Here is a 17,284-nt window from a genome sequence, read left to right as displayed (position 1 = left end):
CAAAGCTTTGCATGAATTTTCGATCCGTCATAGTGCCTTGGGTTACCTGTTACGAACGGCCTTTACGCGTTGAAAGCAACAAGTTGGTCTCGGACCGCGTAATACCTTCAACCCGTCTGATCTGGAATAACACTTCGTCAAGCTCATCCAGAGTATCAGTGCCGATCTCGGCGATCAGATCCCAGCTGCCATTGGTCGAATGTACGGCGCGAACCTGACGCATTGCAGCGATCCGCGATCTGATCCGCTCAGTCCCGCGGCCTTCGATTTCAAGCATCATTAGCCCACGAACAGGGCTTTCCGACACGCCCTGTCGGGTTACCACCGTGAAGCCCACGATTTCACCGGATTGCTTGAGCCGTTGCAGTCGGCTGCGCACCGTCGTTCGGGTTACCCCAAGCAGTTCAGCCAGTTCTGACAGTGAAGCGCGTGCATCCCTGTGCAAAGCGTTCACCAGTCGATTGTCCAGTTCGTCCATACTCAATTACCAGATCGGAATTTGCTGATCCACTTTGATCAATTTGCTCTCTTTCCTCAACCCATATCGTATCGATAAATAGACGTATGAGCAAACAGAACATTATTCTCGCCGGAGCCCCAATGGACGCCGGCAAACACCGCCAAGGGTGCCGTATGGGTCCCGACGCCTACCGTGTCGCGGGACTTGAGCAGGCCCTTTCTGACCTGGGTCATACTGTGACTGACATCGGGGACACGCTCCCGGATCAGGTCGACGTGCCTGATGACCCCCATCTGTTCTCCCTCCCGGATTGTGTAGGCTGGACACAGGCGCTGAGCCGCACCGCGCAAGAATCCGCTCGACAAGGTCTGCCCATCTTCATGGGCGGGGACCACGCATTATCGATGGGAACCGTGACTGGAATGGCAGCTCATGCACGCCACATCGATCGCCCCCTCTTCGTTCTCTGGCTCGATGCCCACAGCGACTTTCACACGCCAGGCAGCACAGCCAGCGGGAACCTGCATGGAACGCCCGTGGCCTATTTCACCGGGCAGCCCGGATTCGAAGCATTTCCACCGCTGACATCACCTATTCCAACGGATCGCGTCGGAATGATCGGCCTGCGCTCGGTTGATCCCGCCGAACGCGCGGCGCTGGAAGATGATCATGCGATGCTGGCCGATATGCGCAGTATCGACGAAAACGGCATCAAGGCCCCGCTTATGGCGTTTCTTGACAAAGTGCGCGCCGCGAATGGCATCCTGCATGTCTCGCTGGATGTGGATTTCCTTGACCCATCGATTGCCCCCGCCGTGGGCACAACCGTCCCCGGTGGCGCGACCGAGCGTGAGGCACATCTGGTCATGGAACTGCTGCATGAAAGTAGCCTCGTTTGTTCACTCGATCTAGTCGAACTGAACCCGTTCCTTGATGAACGTGGCCGAACCGCAAAACTGATGGTCGATCTCGCAGCCTCTTTGATGGGCCGCCGTATCTTTGACCGCCCGACACGGAGCTTCTGATGACACAACCCTCTGACAAGGCGCTGGTGCCTTTTGTTTCCGTCGATAACATGATGCGTCTGGTCCACCATATCGGGCTCGAACAGATGATCACGCAGATCGCCGCGCAGATCGAAGCTGATTTCAAACGCTGGGAAAGCTTTGACAAAACGCCCCGCATCCCGGCCCATTCGCCGCATGGGGTCATCGAGCTGATGCCAACCTCGGATGGTGAGGCTTATGGTTTCAAATACGTCAACGGGCACCCCAAGAACACATCCGAGGGCCTGCAAACCGTGACAGCGTTCGGCCTGTTGGCGGATGTCTACACCGGTTATCCCACTTTGCTGACTGAGATGACGATGCTTACGGCCCTGCGCACCGCGGCAACATCAGCACTGGTGGGCAAGTATCTCGCGCCCAAGTCTGCGACGACAATGGCGATGATCGGGAACGGTGCTCAGTCCGAGTTCCAGTGCCTCGCTTTCAAGGCCATGTGCGGAATTGATACTGTCCGTCTGTATGACACCGATGCCAACGCAACGTCAAAATGTGCGGCCAATCTTCAGGGCAAAGGGCTTACAATCGTCGCATGCAAGACGCCAGAAGAGGCGATTGAAGGCGCGCAGATCATCACCACATGCACCGCCGATAAGAAATACGCGACAATTCTGACCGACAACATGGTCGGCCCCGGTGTGCACATCAACGCCATTGGGGGGGATTGCCCAGGCAAGACAGAATTGCACCGCGACATTCTTTTGCGGTCGGAAATCTTTGTCGAATACCCAGAACAAACGCGGATTGAGGGTGAAATTCAGGCTCTGGAAGCAGATCACCCCGTCACTGAAATGTGGGAGGTCATGACCGGTCAGGCCAAAGGGCGCACCGATGATCGGCAAATAACCCTGTTCGATAGCGTTGGTTTCGCTATCGAAGATTTTTCGGCGCTGCGATACATCAAAAACGCAATCGAAGACACTGATTTCTTTGAGGCATTGGACATGCTCGCAGACCCTGATGACCCAAGGGACCTGTTTGGGATGCTGATGCGGGCAAAATAAAGAACCCGCACATCAAAAACTGTACCCCGGCCTTTGGCCGGGGTTTTTTCTTATCCTGCAAGCGATGGCAGGTAGAGAACGATCCCCGGAAATGCCACCAGAAGCGCGATTGTCAGGGCATCGGCGATAAAAAACGGCGTTACGCCTTTGAACACATCCTGAACGCTGAGGTCGGGCCGCACCCCGGCAACGACAAAGCAATTCAGGCCGATCGGTGGGGTGATCAGGCAGAACTCGGCCATTTTCACCACCAGAATTCCGAACCAAATCGCACACATCGGCCCGGACATCCCAAAGGCACTGTCCGCTGCGCTGACGGCCTCGCCACCATTCAGGGCCATCACAGCGGGATAGACAACCGGCAGCGTCAAAAGCAACATCCCGATGGCGTCCATAAACATGCCCAACACCGCATAAGCCAGCAAGATGCAGATGAGAATCAGCATCGGCGACATCTCAAGTGAGGTGATCCAGTCGGAGAACGCACCTGGCAGATCCGCGAACCCCAGAAAACGCACATAGATCAGGACGCCCCAGATGATCGCAAAGATCATCGCGGTCAGTTTGGCGGTTTCAAGCAGGGCTGATTTGAACTCGGGCCAGCGCATACCGTGGATCAGCGCAAAACAGAACACGATGAAGGCGCCGATCGCCCCGCCTTCGGTCGGGGTGCCCCACGCCTTGTCGCCAAACGGATTATACACAAAACAGATGATGATGAGGATTACAGCCACGATGGGCAATGCGCCCGGCAGCGCCGCAAATCGTTCTTTCCAAGTAAACCCCGTCACAGGCGGACCGACGGACTTGAAAATCACAGCAATGCCTACAATCAACAAGCCGTATATCACCGCTGAGAATGCGCCGGGTATGAAGCCCGCAAGTAGCAGTTTGCCCACATCCTGCTCGACAATAATCGCATAGATCACAAGAATCGCAGATGGCGGGATAAGTGAGGCCAAGGTCCCGCCAGCGGCAACCACTCCGGCCGCGAAGCGCTTGTTGTATCCGACTGCCAACATCTCGGGGATTGCGATACGTGCAAAGACGGCAGATGTGGCGACAGATGCGCCTGAAACTGCCGCGAAACCTGCCGTCGCAAAGATCGTTGAGACGGCCAATCCTCCGGGCATCCACGCGATCCAACGCTTTGCGGCTTCGAACAATGCACGCGTTAGTCCTGCATAATAAGCTAGATATCCGATCAGTATAAATGTAGGGATCAGACTGAGTGTATGTGACGCAACCTTGGAGTGCGGTACTTGCCCAGCTGTTTTAACGGCCACAGTTAGCGCTTTGCCAAATCGCTCAGGATCATATCCAAACTTGGCCCAGAAGATCCAGATCAGGCCTACCAACCCAGCCAGACCCGCAGCAAAGGCCACACGCATCCCGGTGACCACAAGGACCAGCAGCCCGGCGGTGACCCAAAGGCCGATTTCAATCGAATCCATCGGTCAGGTACGCCTTTCGAATTGCTCGGCTTCGGCTGCCGCTTGCGCAGCAGCATCCTGTATCAACGGTACTGCCACAGGTGTCGCAAGTCCCAGCACAAACGCCCGTCCATAGCCCCACGCCTGTAGAATCAGCCGGGCGCACAAAACCGAGAACGCAACCGGCGCCAGCAGTTTTGAGGGCCAGATGGGAATTCCGATATCAATCGAACTGTCGCGGCTCCAGAGCGGAGCGCCGAAGTCGAAAGAGCGGTCAAAGTGAGACCAGCTGCCCCAGACCAGCGCCAGCATCAGCAGCAAGATCAAAAGGACCGAGATCAACTCGAAGAACCATAACGCCCGCCCTTTCAATCGAGAGATGGCAATATCCATTCGGATATGCCCGCCATCGCGCTGAACATAGGATATTCCCAGAAACGCAATCAGGGGCATCGCCTGCTCGATCCAGTCAACGTAGCCCGGCAAAGGCGCGTTTAGTGCGTTGCGACCGCTGACTGATACAACAGCCAACACCATCAGCCCGAACACCGCAAAGCCGCTGATCAGCGCCATCAGACGCTCTAACCGCAACAAATGATGATCCAACCGGCTTAAAAGGCTGCCATCCTCAAGAACCGTGGCATGTCCTGCCATCTCAGTTTTCCTTTGATTGAAGGAAACACCGGGCGCCTTGCGACGCCCGGCTGGTGGCGATCAGTTGCCGCCGCGCTGCTGTTGCAGCGTCGCTTGCACCAGATCATAGAGATCCTGTGCAGGCAGGCCTTGCGCGGTCATGTCTTCGATCCACTTGGCGCGGATCGGATCGGCAGCTTTGGCGCGGAATTCTTCAAGAACGGCGTCGTCGATCTCGACCTTTTCAACGCCTTTCTCTTGCAGCACGCCGTCCCACTTCTCAAGCAACCCGCCATAATTGGCGAGATAATGCGCAATGGCTTCGTCGATCGAGCTATCCAGCGCCTCGCGATGATCCGCAGGCAGCGCCTCGTAGGCGTCGATATTCACGACAACCGGGCAGTTCACTGTGCCGGGGTTCAGGTTGGCAGTCCACCAATCAGCTTCGTTGATTGTACCAAACGACAGATGCGCGTGCTGTGCGAAGGCCACGGTATCAACCACACCAGATTCCATTGCATTGTATGCTTCGGTTGCGGGTACCGATGTCGGCACACCACCGACCGCCTCGAAGGCCTGCCCCAGACCACCAGTGGCGCGAACGCGCATACCGTCAAACTCGGCAAGCTCATCACGAGGATCACCCGTGCCAACAATATTGTACTGCGGCATCGGAGACGTCATGATGATCCGCGCGTTCCACTGCGCCATCTCATCCTTGACCGCCGGATGATCATAGACCGCGTGGCTGACGGCCACTTCTTCATCCAATGTGTTTACGCCAAGGAAGGGCAGTTCCAGCACCGTGATCGCGCGGTTCTTGTCACGATGGTAACCCGCGCAGAACTGCGCCATCTCAAACGCGCCAATCTCGATCCCGTCCAAATTTTCCTTGGGCTTCGACAATCCGCCATAGCTGACATTGATGGTGAAATCGCCACCAGTTTTCTCGCTGACCAGTTCGGCCAGCTTCTCGACATGTTCGGTAAAGGCGCGGCGCTTGCCCCAGACCGAGGCGTTCCATTCAGTCGCGGCCGCCTCGGTGACAAAAGCCACGCTCAGGGCGGCGAAAGCCGCTCCGCTCAACATCTTGTTCATTGCAATCTCTCCCATTGGTGCACCTCCTCCCGAGGCGCTTGAATGAGAAGCTAGCGCTAAGTCTGGAAACTGCCAACCCCTCCGAGTAGAGGTGGAATTGCCAAGGACAAGCACTGCGAATGAAACATGTCATGCGTCTAAGGCGTGATATCCGAAACGAAGCGCATCAAATTAGTTACACGTAACCAATTGTTTTTGATATTTATTCAACCTCAAAGATACTAATATTTACAAAATCAGCAGTCGCGGAGAAATTTATTTACAAATAAATTCAAGGATTATCGCAATTTATTTATTTCTTTTCTGATCCCCGTATTATTCAACCCGGGGAGGAAACGGATCGACATTGCCTGATCGGCTGGCATTATCGATCCTATGTAATCCAGTCCAGAGGGAGGAGCCTCAAAAATGACTACCGCTGCCCAGGCAGATGCCAAGACATATCCGCCATCCGCAGAAACCGTCGCTCAGGCGCATGTTGACGCCGACAAGTACACAGATATGTACGCGGCTTCGGTCAACAACCCCGAAGCGTTCTGGAATGAACAGGGCAAGCGGGTTGACTGGATCAAACCCTATACTCAGGTCAAGGACGTCGATTACAGCTTCGGTTCGGTCAGTATTAACTGGTATGCCGATGGCACATTAAATGTGTCGGCCAACTGCCTTGACCGGCATCTAAACACCCGCGGCGATCAAACCGCGATCATCTGGGAACCGGATGATCCAAACGACGCCGCGCAGCACATCAGCTATGCCGAACTGCATCGCCGCACCTGCCGGATGGCCAATATTCTGGAATCCTTAGGTGTGCGCAAAGGCGACCGTGTGGTGATCTATCTGCCAATGATCCCCGAGGCGGCCTATGCCATGCTGGCCTGCGCACGTATTGGCGCGATCCATTCGATTGTTTTTGCAGGCTTTTCCCCAGACGCACTGGCGGCCCGGGTCAATGGCTGCGACGCCAAGGTCGTTATTACCGCGGATGAGGCCCCGCGCGGCGGTCGCAAGACGCCACTGAAATCCAACACTGATGCTGCGCTGTTGCATTGCAAGGACACGGTGAAGTGCCTGGTGGTCAAGCGCACCGGTGGTCAGACCACGTGGATTGACGGTCGCGACTATGACTACAATGAAATGGCGCTTGAGGCGGATGACTATTGCGCGCCTGCCGAGATGAGCGCCGAAGATCCGTTGTTCATCCTCTACACTTCCGGCTCGACCGGTCAGCCAAAGGGTGTCGTGCACACGACCGGCGGCTATCTGGTCTATGCCGCGATGACCCATGAAATTACCTTCGACTATCACGAGGGCGATATTTATTGGTGTACCGCTGACGTGGGCTGGGTCACTGGCCACAGCTATATCGTCTATGGCCCGCTGGCCAATGGCGCGACCACGCTGATGTTCGAGGGGGTGCCGACCTATCCTGATGCCAGCCGGTTCTGGCAAGTCTGCGAAAAGCATAAGGTAAACCAATTCTATACCGCGCCCACCGCGTTGCGCGCCCTGATGGGGCAAGGCAACGAGTGGGTCGAGAAGTGCGACCTGAGCGATCTGCGCACTTTGGGCACGGTCGGGGAACCGATCAACCCAGAAGCCTGGAACTGGTACAACGAAGTTATCGGCGGCGGACGTTGCCCCATCGTGGACACATGGTGGCAAACTGAAACCGGTGGTCATCTGATGACCCCCCTGCCCGGTGCCCATGCGATGAAGCCCGGTTCGGCCATGAAGCCGTTCTTTGGTATCGAACCGGTGGTTCTGGACCCTCAATCCGGCGTCGAGATCGAAGGCAATGGCGTCGAGGGTGTTCTGTGCATCAAAGACAGCTGGCCCGGTCAGATGCGCACCGTTTGGGGCGATCACGAGCGGTTCGAAAAGACCTATTTCTCGGATTACAAAGGTTACTATTTCACCGGTGACGGCTGTCGCCGTGATGAGGATGGCGACTACTGGATCACCGGCCGCGTCGATGACGTGATCAACGTCTCGGGCCACCGCATGGGAACGGCCGAGGTGGAAAGTGCTTTGGTCGCACATGTCGCGGTGGCCGAGGCTGCGGTCGTTGGCTACCCCCATGAAATCAAAGGGCAAGGCATCTATTGCTATGTCACTCTGATGAATGATCGTGAGCCTTCGGATGAGCTGTTGAAAGAGCTGCGCACCTGGGTCCGGACTGAGATTGGCCCGATTGCCAGCCCGGATGTGATCCAATGGGCCCCAGGCCTGCCCAAGACGCGTTCGGGCAAGATCATGCGCCGCATCCTGCGCAAGATCGCCGAGAACGACTTTGGCTCGCTGGGTGACACGTCGACCCTTGCCGATCCGTCGGTGGTTGAAGACCTGATCGAAAACAGAGCGAGCAAATGAGGGTGTGATGGACGCTGCCACAACCATATCTCCCGCTGTTCTTATCCTTCTCGGGCCTCCGGGCGCCGGGAAGGGCACACAAGCACGTATGCTGGAAGAAAAGTTCGGTCTGGTCCAGCTCAGCACCGGGGATCTGCTGCGTGATGCCGTGGCTGCGGGTACCGAAGCTGGCCAAGCAGCGAAGGCTGTGATGGAGGCTGGCGATCTGGTCAGCGACGGGATCGTCATTGCCATCTTACGCGACCGAATGGCCCAATCTGATTGCGCCAAGGGTGTCATTCTGGACGGCTTTCCGCGCACAACAGTTCAGGCAGAGGCACTGGATGGCTTGCTGGCGGCCAGCGATCAAAAGATCGATGCCGCTATCAGTCTACAGGTTGAAGACGCAGAAATGGTGATCCGCATCTCGGGCCGCTACACCTGCGCGGGCTGCGGCGAAGGGTTTCACGACACGTTCAAACAGCCGGTCGAAGACGGCAAATGCGACAACTGCGGACATACCGAGTTCAAGCGCCGGGCCGATGACAATGCCGAAACGGTTGCCTCGCGTTTGGCCGCGTATCATGCACAAACCGCGCCATTGATAGACTATTATCAGGCCCAAGGGGTACTGAAGGGCATCAATGCCATGGGACAGATCGACGACATCGCACAAGACCTGCAAAGGCTGGTCGACGACGTAATGACTTAAGGGGAGGAGAGAGGCCCCCGGGCCTCCCCCTACAACCGAATACTTCAATGGACCCGCCTTGGCGGACCAGAGGAGTCTTGCCTGATGTCACGCGGCAGCAGGCAACATCGAGAAGCGGTCCGACGCACTGGAGGAGTTGGGCAATGGGCCGCCCTAGAGGGAAGCGAAGGAGGAACCCGCAATGGCGGATCATTCAACAAACTCCGCGCAGACTGCCGAAGCCGACAAGGGCTATTGGCAGGCCAATCTGCGCCTCATCTACATCAGCCTCGTGATTTGGGCGCTGGTGTCGTTTGGATTCGGCATTCTGCTGCGTCCGCTGCTATCGGGTATCGCCGTTGGTGGAACAGATCTGGGCTTTTGGTTTGCACAGCAGGGATCGATCCTGGTCTTTCTGGTGCTGATCTTTAACTACGCCTGGCGCATGAACAAGCTCGACGCTGAATACGGCGTGGACGAGGAGTAAGCAGCATGGATCAGTTTACCATCAACCTGCTGTTTGTGGGCGCGTCCTTTGCGCTTTACATCGGCATCGCGATCTGGGCCCGCGCGGGTTCCACATCCGAATTCTACGCCGCCGGTCGCGGCATTCACCCGGTCACCAACGGTATGGCGACAGCGGCAGACTGGATGTCTGCGGCCTCGTTCATCTCAATGGCGGGCCTGATTGCCTTTACCGGCTATGACAACTCAACCTTCCTGATGGGTTGGACCGGTGGCTATGTGCTGCTGGCCCTGCTGCTTGCGCCTTATCTGCGTAAGTTCGGCAAATACACCGTGTCGGAATTCATCGGCGATCGCTTCTACAGCCAAACCGCACGTATCGTTGCCGTGATCTGCCTGATCGTTGCGTCGGTGACTTACGTTATTGGTCAGATGACCGGCGTCGGCGTGGCCTTTGGCCGCTTCCTCGAAGTGTCAAATACCTCGGGCCTGCTAATTGGTGCCGCCGTTGTGTTTGCCTACGCGGTGTTTGGCGGGATGAAGGGCGTGACCTACACTCAGGTCGCTCAGTACTGCGTACTGATTACCGCCTACACCATCCCGGCGATCTTCATCTCGTTGCAACTGACCGGCACGCCGGTTCCTGCACTGGGTCTGTTCGGTGACACCGCAAGCGGTGAACCCCTGCTGACCAAGCTGGATGCAATCGTGACCGAGCTGGGCTTCAATGAATATACGGCACACCACTCGAACACGCTGAACATGGTGCTGTTCACTCTGTCGCTGATGATCGGTACTGCGGGTCTGCCGCACGTCATCATGCGCTTCTTCACCGTTCCCAAAGTATCTGACGCACGTTGGTCGGCTGGCTGGGCACTGGTCTTCATCGCTCTGCTGTACCTGACCGCCCCAGCGGTTGGTGCCATGGCGCGTCTGAACATCAGTGACATGATGTGGCCCAATGGCGGCATCGAAGGTGGTGCTGTATCGGTCGAGGATATCGACAATGATCCACGCTATGACTGGATGGCCACATGGCAGAAAACCGGACTGTTGGATTGGGAGGACAAGAACGGCGACGGCAAAATCCAGTACTACAACGACAAGTCCGAAGCCATGACTGCCATCGCAGAAGAAAAGGGCTGGGTTGGAAACGAGTTGACCAAGTTCAACCGTGATATCCTGGTTCTGGCCAACCCCGAGATTGCCAACCTGCCAGGTTGGGTGATCGGTCTGGTCGCTGCCGGTGGTCTTGCGGCCGCTCTGTCGACCGCTGCGGGTCTGCTGTTGGCGATCTCGTCAGCCGTGTCCCACGACCTTGTCAAAGGTGCAATCAACCCGTCGATCTCTGAAAAGGGTGAACTTCTGGCGGCGCGGATTGCCATGGCTGTAGCTATCGTTGTCGCTACCTATCTGGGCCTCAACCCTCCGGGCTTTGCGGCGCAGACGGTTGCCCTGGCCTTCGGTCTGGCGGCTGCCTCGATCTTCCCGGCGCTGATGATGGGGATCTTCTCGACCCGCATCAACAACACCGGTGCGGTCGCAGGTATGCTGGCTGGTCTGACCGTAACCTTGGTCTACATCTTCCTGCATAAGGGCTGGCTGTTCATTCCGGGCACCAACTCGTTCACCGATGCTGACCCGCTTCTGGGTCCGATCAAGTCGACCTCGTTCGGCGCCATCGGTGCGATGATCAACTTCGGCGTTGCCTATGTTGTAGCTGGAATGACCAAAGAGACTCCGCCGGAGATCGTTGAATTGGTCGAAAGCGTTCGCATTCCCCGTGGCGCGGGCGCAGCTCAGAATAAATGAGCATGATGCGGCATATGGTTAGTTTCCATGTGCCGCATTTTTCGATCTACTGTTCCCGCCCGGCATACCACCGGGCGGGATTTTTCAACCAGAAGCTCAGGAGTCTTTGATGCCCCTGTCCCATGATCAGATCACCCGGTTTCTGAAATCCGTACACCCGTATGATGCCTTGCCAACAGACGTATTGGACGAGCTGTCGAAATCGATTGAGGTATGGGAGGTTGAGGCGGATCACCCGGTTTACGAACTTGGCAACGCCATGCCCGGTGTATTTGTGATCTATGAAGGACAGATAGAAATCACCGATGAGAACGGCGTTGTCGTCTCTCATCTGGGTTTGCGCAACTCGTTTGGCGAGCGGGGCTTGCTCAAAGATGGCAAAGCCGCAACCAAAGCGCATGCGCACACCCCGTCCGTTCTGATCGTGTTGCCGCCCGATCTGGTGCGAGAATTGATCGATGCGCATGATGTCGTGTCAAAGTTCTTCAACCGGGCCCGCGCCCCGCGCGCCACGCAGCAGTCGCTTGCGACAAGCCGCATCGATACGCTGATGGCAAGGGACCCGGCCACTTGCGCGCCAGACACGACGGTACAGCAGGCGGCACAATTGATGCGTGACCGTGGAATATCTTCGATTTGTATCACTGAAGGGGACAGCCTTTTCGGTATCGCCACAGTGCGTGACCTTTCAGGCAAGATCGTTGCAGACGCCCTGCCCCCATCGACCCCGATCAATCAGATCATGACCCGCGAACCGGTTACACTGTCGCCTGCCGATATCGGTTCGGACGTGCTGCACGCGATGATGGAACGGAATATCGGCCATATCCCGATCACCGAAGGTGGGCGATTGGTCGGGATGGTCACCCAGACCGACCTGACACACTATCAGGCCGTTAACTCGGCTGAATTGGTGCGCCGGATCGCGCGCGCTGAGAACGCCGAGGAAATGGCGCTTGTAACTGCAGAAATCCCGCAATTGCTGGTCCAACTTGTTGCGGGTGGAAACCGGCACGAGGTTGTGACCCGCCTGATCACCGACATTGCAGATACGGCCACACGCCGTCTTTTGGCGCAGGCCGAAGCCAAACTCGGCCCGCCTCCGGTACCCTATCTTTGGCTGGCTTGCGGATCACAGGGGCGCCAGGAACAGACCGGCGTATCCGATCAGGACAACTGCCTGATGTTGGATGACAATGTGACCGATCAGGATATGGCTTATTTCGTCGAGTTGGCGAAATTCGTATCTGACGGGCTGGATGCCTGCGGGTATTTCTATTGCCCCGGCGACATGATGGCCACAAACCCGCGCTGGTGTCAGCCGGTCCGGGTTTGGCGTGACTATTTCAAAGGTTGGATCGCCAAGCCAAATCCCGAGGCACAGATGTTGGCCTCGGTCATGTTCGATCTGCGCCCCATCGGGGGCAGTTATGATCTGTTCACAGAATTGCTGGTCGAAACCTTGGCAAATGCCAGCGCAAACTCGATCTTTGTGGCCCATATGATTTCGAACTCGCTAAAGCACACGCCGCCACTGGGCCTGTTACGTGGTTTCGCTACGATTCGCTCGGGCGAGCATCGCAACACGCTGGATCTCAAACACAATGGTGTCGTCCCAGTGGTTGATCTGGCGCGTATCTACAGCCTTCAGGGCCAGTTGCCCGAGGCCAACACTCGCGCCCGCCTGAGCGCCGCCGAGGCTGCAGGAGTTCTAAGCGCATCTGGCGCGCGCGATCTGTTAGACGCCTATGATCTGATTGCTGAAACGCGTCTGGAACATCAGGTTAAGCTGGTGAAATCGGGCAACCCGCCGGACAATTACATGCCCCCGACTTCCCTTTCGGATTTTGAGCGAAGTCATCTCCGCGATGCCTTTGTCGTGGTAAAAACGATGCAATCAGCGGTTGGTCATGGCAAAGGTATGCTGGGCTGATGCGAGCGTGAACAACGGAGAGGCAATATGTTTCTGGAACTAATCGGCACTGTTTTTGCAGGTTTTGCCTTTGCTGGGATCGTAATGGTTCTGAACAAGCTGACCGGAGGTCGGTTGCCGAAATGGGCCGCCCCGGTTGCGGCGGGCGTTGGAATGATCGCGATGACGATCTCAAGCGAATACTCCTGGTATGATCGTACCCGGGACCAGTTGCCGGACAGTTTGGCCATTGTTCAGAAAGTTGAAAGCCGGGCGTTCTACCGACCCTGGACATATGCCGTGCCCTTCGTAGACCGGTTTGCCGCGATTGATACAATTTCCGTACGCACCAATGAAAACCTGCCAGATCAACGCCTTGTTGACCTTTATTTCTTTGGTCGCTGGGCGCCACAGTCGATGGTTCCTGTCGCCGTAAACTGTGCCGAAAACACCCGCGCCAATCTGGCCGACGGCGCAGAATTTTCAGATGACGGGCGGTTGCAGAACGCCGATTGGATCAAAGCCCCAGCTGACGACCCAGTGATCCGAGCCACTTGCGAGGCCTGATCATGTTGCACAAGCTGAGCCTACGCCTGCGCATTTTCCTGTTCTTTTGCCTGCTGGCAATGGGCGGGATCTTTGTCAGCACGGCGGCCTTATGGTTCAGTTACAAACGCGTCGCCGATCCGTCGCTGATCAACGCGTTCATTTTCGCGGATGCCCTGATCGCCTTTGGTTTACTCGGGTTGGTTGCAGGGATCTGGCTGTTGTTCGATGACAACGTAGCCAAACCGATCGAGCGGCTTTCGTCGCAGCTCCGCGCCCGCGCCCACGCTGGGGTCAGCACTGATCTCGATCTGCAGGCGGCGCGCTATTTGGGTGATCTGGCCCCTGCCGCTGCGGGGTTGGCAGAGCAACTGGCAGAAAACGCCATGACCACCGCCGAAGCCGTCGCTGCAGAAACCGCTCATCTGGCCACGGAAAAAAAACGGCTCACCGCTCTGCTTACCGAAATACCCGTTGCGATGCTTCTGGCTGGTCCAAAGCACCAGATCGTTCTGTATGACGCTCAGGCCGCCGGAGTTCTCGCGCAGATCGCGCATCCCCGACTGAATGCCTCATTGTTTGATTACCTCGAAAGCACTGGTTTGACCGATGCTTACAAAGAGATGACCACAACCGGGATGGATGTCTATTGTACCTTGTCCAGCATCGATGGGCGGCAAACCTATTCCGCGCGGATGAAACCGCTGGGTGATGCGCCGGGATACATGCTGGTCTTCGAAGGCAGTGTCGCACGTATCCCGCCCGAGGACGCCCGTCCCCTTGTCTATGATTTCGATCTGCTCGAGGCTCCGGGTGATGACGTATTCGAGGATCGCACCCTGTCGGATCTTTGTTTCGTGGTTTTTGACACCGAAACAACCGGCCTGCTGCCTCACAAGGATGAGATCGTACAGATCGGCGCTGTTCGGGTTGTCAAAGGCAAGATCGTCGAGGGTGAGCAGCTCGACATGCTGGTCAATCCGGGCATTCCTATCCCACCTGCCTCAACCAAGGTACACAAGGTCAGCGACCGCATGGTCCAGGGTGCACCCGACATCGCCGACGCCGGGCGCAGCTTTCATCAATTCGCCCGTGACGCGGTGATTGTTGCCCATAACGCACCATTCGACATGGCCTTTTTACGGCGTCATGCTGCACGGATGGAGGTGGATTGGACTCACCCGATACTGGACACGGTTCTTCTGTCGGCCCTGCTGTTCGGCGCAAGTGAAACCCACACGCTGGATGCGGTCTGCGATCGGCTGGGCATCACCATCCCGGAAACCCTGCGCCATACAGCAATGGGCGATGCCGTCGCCACAGCAGAAGCATTGGTTCGAATGCTGCCCATGCTATCGGCCCGCGGTTTGGTGACCTTTGGCGATGTCATCGCGGAGACCCGCAAACACGGGCGACTTCTGGAAGATTTAAACTGACGGCAAACCCAATTTCACCGCAGCTTTTCGTGGACAATCCCCGCGCTACATGGCACCTGAGACAGGCCCATCGAACGAGCGCCTGATGACCGAAAAAACATTCATTCCCGGCCCAGAGAAGAGCCTTGCCTTTCGCGAGGCCCTGGGTTGTTTCGGAACTGGCGTCACTGTCGTGACCACCAATACCGAGAATGGCCCGGCTGCGATCACGGTGAACTCGTTTGCGTCCGTCTCGCTGGACCCGCCGCTGGTTTTGTGGTGCCTGGATCGAAACTCGAATCGGTATGACGCCTTTAGCACCTGCGCACATTATGCGATCCACGTGATGGCACAGGATCAGCATGATCGGGCCTTGAAGTTCGCGCATAACGGGTTTGATTTCTCTCATGCAGATTGGCAGGAAGATGAGGCCGGGCGGCCCCGACTTGCAGAATGCCTTGCCCGTTTCGACTGTCGCTTGTCAGCACGCCACGAGGCCGGGGATCACCTGATCCTTGTCGGCCATGTCGAACAGGTCATGCATCGCCCCGGTCAGGGGCTGATCTTCAAACGCGGGCAATTTGGCGGATTCGCAGACCTAATTTGATCGTCCGCTGATCCGTAAACGGCGAACTTCTCAAGCTGCGTGTCTTACGGGTGATCAGACGAAACGCTTCGACGGTCAGTTAGGTACTCGGTGTGTGATCCTCGCCCACTTCAGCGGACGAAGCCGAAACTTTCATCGCCTGACTTGGGGCAACGCTCACGCAGATCACACCAACCCAGATGCACCGCAACCTCTGGCGGGGCCAGAACGCCCTGACAGGCCTTCCCCATCTTGAGCCGGATAACCTGCGTGCAGACCGGGAAAGACCGGATGGGTTACGCGTTGCCCTTGGCGATGAGCTCACGAGCTATCTTTTGAAATGCCCCGGCCTGCGGGCTGTCGGGTTTGCTGACCACGATAGGTGTGCCTCCGTCTGCCGCCACGCGGATATCCAGATGCAGCGGAATTTCACCCAGCAGCGGTACACCCAGTGCCTCGGCCTCGGATGCGACGCCGCCATGACCGAATACATGTTCCTCATGCCCGCAATTCGAACAGATATGGGTCGACATATTCTCGATCATCCCAACGATGGGCGTCTTGAGCTGGTTGAACATATCGATCCCCTTACGGGCATCGATCAGGGCCACGTCCTGCGGGGTCGAGACAACAATGGCCCCATCCACCTGAAACTTCTGGCTGAGCGTCAGTTGAACGTCGCCAGTGCCGGGCGGCAGATCAACAATCAGCACATCCAGCGTGCCCCATTGAACCTGGCTCATCATCTGCTGGAGTGCACCCATCAGCATCGGGCCACGCCAAACCACGGCCTGCCCTTCATTGGTCATTAGACCCATCGACATCATGGTAACACCGTGGTTGCGTAGCGGCAGAATCGTCTTGCCATCCGGGCTGGCTGGACGGCCCGAGACACCCAGCATCCGGGGCTGGGATGGACCATATACATCAGCATCCAACAGGCCCACGCGGCGGCCTTCGGCGGCCAGCGCACAGGCGAGATTGGCCGATACGGTGGATTTGCCAACGCCACCCTTGCCTGACGCCACAGCGATAATCCGGTCCACGCCTGGCACAGCCTGAGGGCCGGTTTGCGAGGGCTTGGGCTTGGGCTTCAAATCAGGCGGAGCTTTTTCCGAATGCGCGGTCAGCATGGCTGAGACCTTGGACACGCCCTCTACCATCTGCGCCGCCTGCTCGGCCGTGGCGCGCACGGGTTCCATCTTCTCGGCCAGCTTGGGGTCAATTTCCAATACGAACCGCACCGTGTCGCCTTCGACATTCAATGCGCGCACGATGCCCGCGCTCACGATATCCTGACCCGAAACCGGATCTGCAATCTTTTTCAGGCTCGCCAGAACCGCGTCACGGATGCTCATACCATCTTTTCCTTGAATCGCCCTGCACATATGGTCTTGCGTATCGACAGATTATGGTCGCCGCTCATTGCATGTGCCTCCGTCTCTTCCTGTTCATTTAACGCACCGGTTCTGTCACCGCCACCCCCTCTTGGTCGCAACAGGCAATTGGCCTTGCTTTAACCAATGAGATGTCAGTCTCGGGTCTTTTGCAGTAGCGGAAACTCGGTGACCTATATGCATTGATCGGATGTGCAGGGCGGTGTGCCCGCTCGACCACCTAATGAGCCATGACACATAAAAACATTCTGCCGCGCTAGCGTCGCGCAGGTGCAAAATTGCGCGGAATCTTCGGGCGGACAGCAAGCGTATTACTCGACCATATCTATTCTGACACACTGCAAGACTCTGATATCATTTGGAATGAAATGACGTTAATTACTCTTTTCGACAAGGAACCGGTCCATTACATTCCG

The 17,284-nt window shown here is 56.9% G+C and carries 15 protein-coding genes; 10 read left to right on the top strand and 5 right to left on the bottom strand.

Annotated elements, in window-relative coordinates:
• Positions 1-49: 49 nt before the first annotated feature.
• Positions 50-478: an Lrp/AsnC family transcriptional regulator gene (locus tag Q1B46_RS10790; protein ID WP_299663354.1), complete on the bottom strand. Its 429-nt coding sequence runs from the start codon at positions 476-478 to the stop codon at positions 50-52.
• An 86-nt stretch (positions 479-564) separates the two neighbouring features.
• On the opposite strand from Q1B46_RS10790, the gene rocF reads away from it, so the two are divergent.
• Entirely contained in the window at positions 565-1,485 is a 921-nt protein-coding gene (rocF, locus tag Q1B46_RS10785) for an arginase (protein WP_299947827.1), read from the top strand.
• Positions 1,485-2,528: an ornithine cyclodeaminase gene (locus tag Q1B46_RS10780; protein WP_299947825.1), complete on the top strand. Its 1,044-nt coding sequence runs from the start codon at positions 1,485-1,487 to the stop codon at positions 2,526-2,528. Before rocF ends, Q1B46_RS10780 begins: the two co-directional genes overlap by 1 nt.
• A gap of 50 nt (positions 2,529-2,578) precedes the next feature.
• On the opposite strand, the gene Q1B46_RS10775 is transcribed toward Q1B46_RS10780, so the two are convergent.
• The 3 genes from Q1B46_RS10775 to Q1B46_RS10765 are packed head-to-tail and all read right to left on the bottom strand — an operon-like array spanning position 2,579 to position 5,692.
• Positions 2,579-3,982 (bottom strand): TRAP transporter large permease, encoded by a 1,404-nt coding sequence (locus Q1B46_RS10775; protein ID WP_299663348.1) that lies wholly within the window; start codon positions 3,980-3,982, stop codon positions 2,579-2,581.
• Positions 3,983-3,985: 3 nt separating this feature from the next.
• Positions 3,986-4,615 (bottom strand): TRAP transporter small permease, encoded by a 630-nt coding sequence (locus tag Q1B46_RS10770; RefSeq protein ID WP_299947823.1) that lies wholly within the window; start codon positions 4,613-4,615, stop codon positions 3,986-3,988.
• Between the two features lie 60 nt (positions 4,616-4,675).
• Positions 4,676-5,692 (bottom strand): C4-dicarboxylate TRAP transporter substrate-binding protein, encoded by a 1,017-nt coding sequence (locus Q1B46_RS10765; RefSeq protein ID WP_299948018.1) that lies wholly within the window; start codon positions 5,690-5,692, stop codon positions 4,676-4,678.
• 408 nt (positions 5,693-6,100) lie between these two features.
• Here Q1B46_RS10765 and acs point away from each other — a divergent pair, with 408 nt between their 5' ends.
• The 8 genes from acs (at position 6,101) to Q1B46_RS10725 (ending at position 15,492) form a co-directional block, all read left to right on the top strand.
• Positions 6,101-8,065: an acetate--CoA ligase gene (gene acs, locus Q1B46_RS10760; RefSeq protein WP_299947821.1), complete on the top strand. Its 1,965-nt coding sequence runs from the start codon at positions 6,101-6,103 to the stop codon at positions 8,063-8,065.
• A gap of 7 nt (positions 8,066-8,072) precedes the next feature.
• Complete coding sequence (locus Q1B46_RS10755; protein ID WP_299947819.1) at positions 8,073-8,756, top strand: adenylate kinase; 684 nt, start codon at positions 8,073-8,075, stop codon at positions 8,754-8,756.
• A gap of 181 nt (positions 8,757-8,937) precedes the next feature.
• Positions 8,938-9,222 (top strand): DUF4212 domain-containing protein, encoded by a 285-nt coding sequence (locus Q1B46_RS10750; protein ID WP_170400221.1) that lies wholly within the window; start codon positions 8,938-8,940, stop codon positions 9,220-9,222.
• Positions 9,223-9,227: 5 nt separating this feature from the next.
• Positions 9,228-11,012: a sodium:solute symporter family protein gene (locus tag Q1B46_RS10745; RefSeq protein ID WP_299663340.1), complete on the top strand. Its 1,785-nt coding sequence runs from the start codon at positions 9,228-9,230 to the stop codon at positions 11,010-11,012.
• A gap of 109 nt (positions 11,013-11,121) precedes the next feature.
• On the top strand, positions 11,122-12,945 hold the full coding sequence (locus Q1B46_RS10740) for a DUF294 nucleotidyltransferase-like domain-containing protein (RefSeq protein WP_299947816.1): 1,824 nt from the start codon (positions 11,122-11,124) through the stop codon (positions 12,943-12,945).
• 27 nt (positions 12,946-12,972) lie between these two features.
• Positions 12,973-13,491 carry a hypothetical protein gene (locus Q1B46_RS10735; protein ID WP_299947814.1) on the top strand — a complete coding sequence of 173 codons (519 nt, stop codon included), beginning with the start codon at positions 12,973-12,975 and terminating at the stop codon, positions 13,489-13,491.
• Positions 13,492-13,493: 2 nt separating this feature from the next.
• Positions 13,494-14,906 carry a 3'-5' exonuclease gene (locus tag Q1B46_RS10730; RefSeq protein ID WP_299947812.1) on the top strand — a complete coding sequence of 471 codons (1,413 nt, stop codon included), beginning with the start codon at positions 13,494-13,496 and terminating at the stop codon, positions 14,904-14,906.
• Between the two features lie 85 nt (positions 14,907-14,991).
• Positions 14,992-15,492, top strand: a complete 501-nt coding sequence (locus tag Q1B46_RS10725) for a flavin reductase family protein (RefSeq protein WP_299947810.1) — start codon at positions 14,992-14,994, stop codon at positions 15,490-15,492.
• Positions 15,493-15,767: 275 nt separating this feature from the next.
• On the opposite strand, the gene Q1B46_RS10720 is transcribed toward Q1B46_RS10725, so the two are convergent.
• Positions 15,768-16,829 (bottom strand): Mrp/NBP35 family ATP-binding protein, encoded by a 1,062-nt coding sequence (locus Q1B46_RS10720; protein WP_299947808.1) that lies wholly within the window; start codon positions 16,827-16,829, stop codon positions 15,768-15,770.
• Positions 16,830-17,284: the final 455 nt, after the last annotated feature.

The sequence above is a fragment of the uncultured Ruegeria sp. genome (assembly GCF_947500045.1).
Taxonomy (GTDB): domain Bacteria; phylum Pseudomonadota; class Alphaproteobacteria; order Rhodobacterales; family Rhodobacteraceae; genus Ruegeria.
Note: the sequence above shows the minus strand (reverse complement) of the source record. Positions and strands in the feature narration are given on the sequence as shown.

Excerpts from the sequence above, each read along its gene's own strand:
- Q1B46_RS10790 (WP_299663354.1), bottom strand. The coding sequence starts at position 478 with ATGGACGAACTGGACAATCGACTGGTGAACGCTTTGCACAGGGATGCA.
- rocF (WP_299947827.1), top strand. The coding sequence starts at position 565 with ATGAGCAAACAGAACATTATTCTCGCCGGAGCCCCAATGGACGCCGGC.
- Q1B46_RS10780 (WP_299947825.1), top strand. The coding sequence starts at position 1,485 with ATGACACAACCCTCTGACAAGGCGCTGGTGCCTTTTGTTTCCGTCGAT.
- Q1B46_RS10775 (WP_299663348.1), bottom strand. The coding sequence starts at position 3,982 with ATGGATTCGATTGAAATCGGCCTTTGGGTCACCGCCGGGCTGCTGGTC.
- Q1B46_RS10770 (WP_299947823.1), bottom strand. The coding sequence starts at position 4,615 with ATGGCAGGACATGCCACGGTTCTTGAGGATGGCAGCCTTTTAAGCCGG.
- Q1B46_RS10765 (WP_299948018.1), bottom strand. The coding sequence starts at position 5,692 with ATGAACAAGATGTTGAGCGGAGCGGCTTTCGCCGCCCTGAGCGTGGCT.
- acs (WP_299947821.1), top strand. The coding sequence starts at position 6,101 with ATGACTACCGCTGCCCAGGCAGATGCCAAGACATATCCGCCATCCGCA.
- Q1B46_RS10755 (WP_299947819.1), top strand. The coding sequence starts at position 8,073 with ATGGACGCTGCCACAACCATATCTCCCGCTGTTCTTATCCTTCTCGGG.
- Q1B46_RS10750 (WP_170400221.1), top strand. The coding sequence starts at position 8,938 with ATGGCGGATCATTCAACAAACTCCGCGCAGACTGCCGAAGCCGACAAG.
- Q1B46_RS10745 (WP_299663340.1), top strand. The coding sequence starts at position 9,228 with ATGGATCAGTTTACCATCAACCTGCTGTTTGTGGGCGCGTCCTTTGCG.
- Q1B46_RS10740 (WP_299947816.1), top strand. The coding sequence starts at position 11,122 with ATGCCCCTGTCCCATGATCAGATCACCCGGTTTCTGAAATCCGTACAC.
- Q1B46_RS10735 (WP_299947814.1), top strand. The coding sequence starts at position 12,973 with ATGTTTCTGGAACTAATCGGCACTGTTTTTGCAGGTTTTGCCTTTGCT.
- Q1B46_RS10730 (WP_299947812.1), top strand. The coding sequence starts at position 13,494 with ATGTTGCACAAGCTGAGCCTACGCCTGCGCATTTTCCTGTTCTTTTGC.
- Q1B46_RS10725 (WP_299947810.1), top strand. The coding sequence starts at position 14,992 with ATGACCGAAAAAACATTCATTCCCGGCCCAGAGAAGAGCCTTGCCTTT.
- Q1B46_RS10720 (WP_299947808.1), bottom strand. The coding sequence starts at position 16,829 with ATGAGCATCCGTGACGCGGTTCTGGCGAGCCTGAAAAAGATTGCAGAT.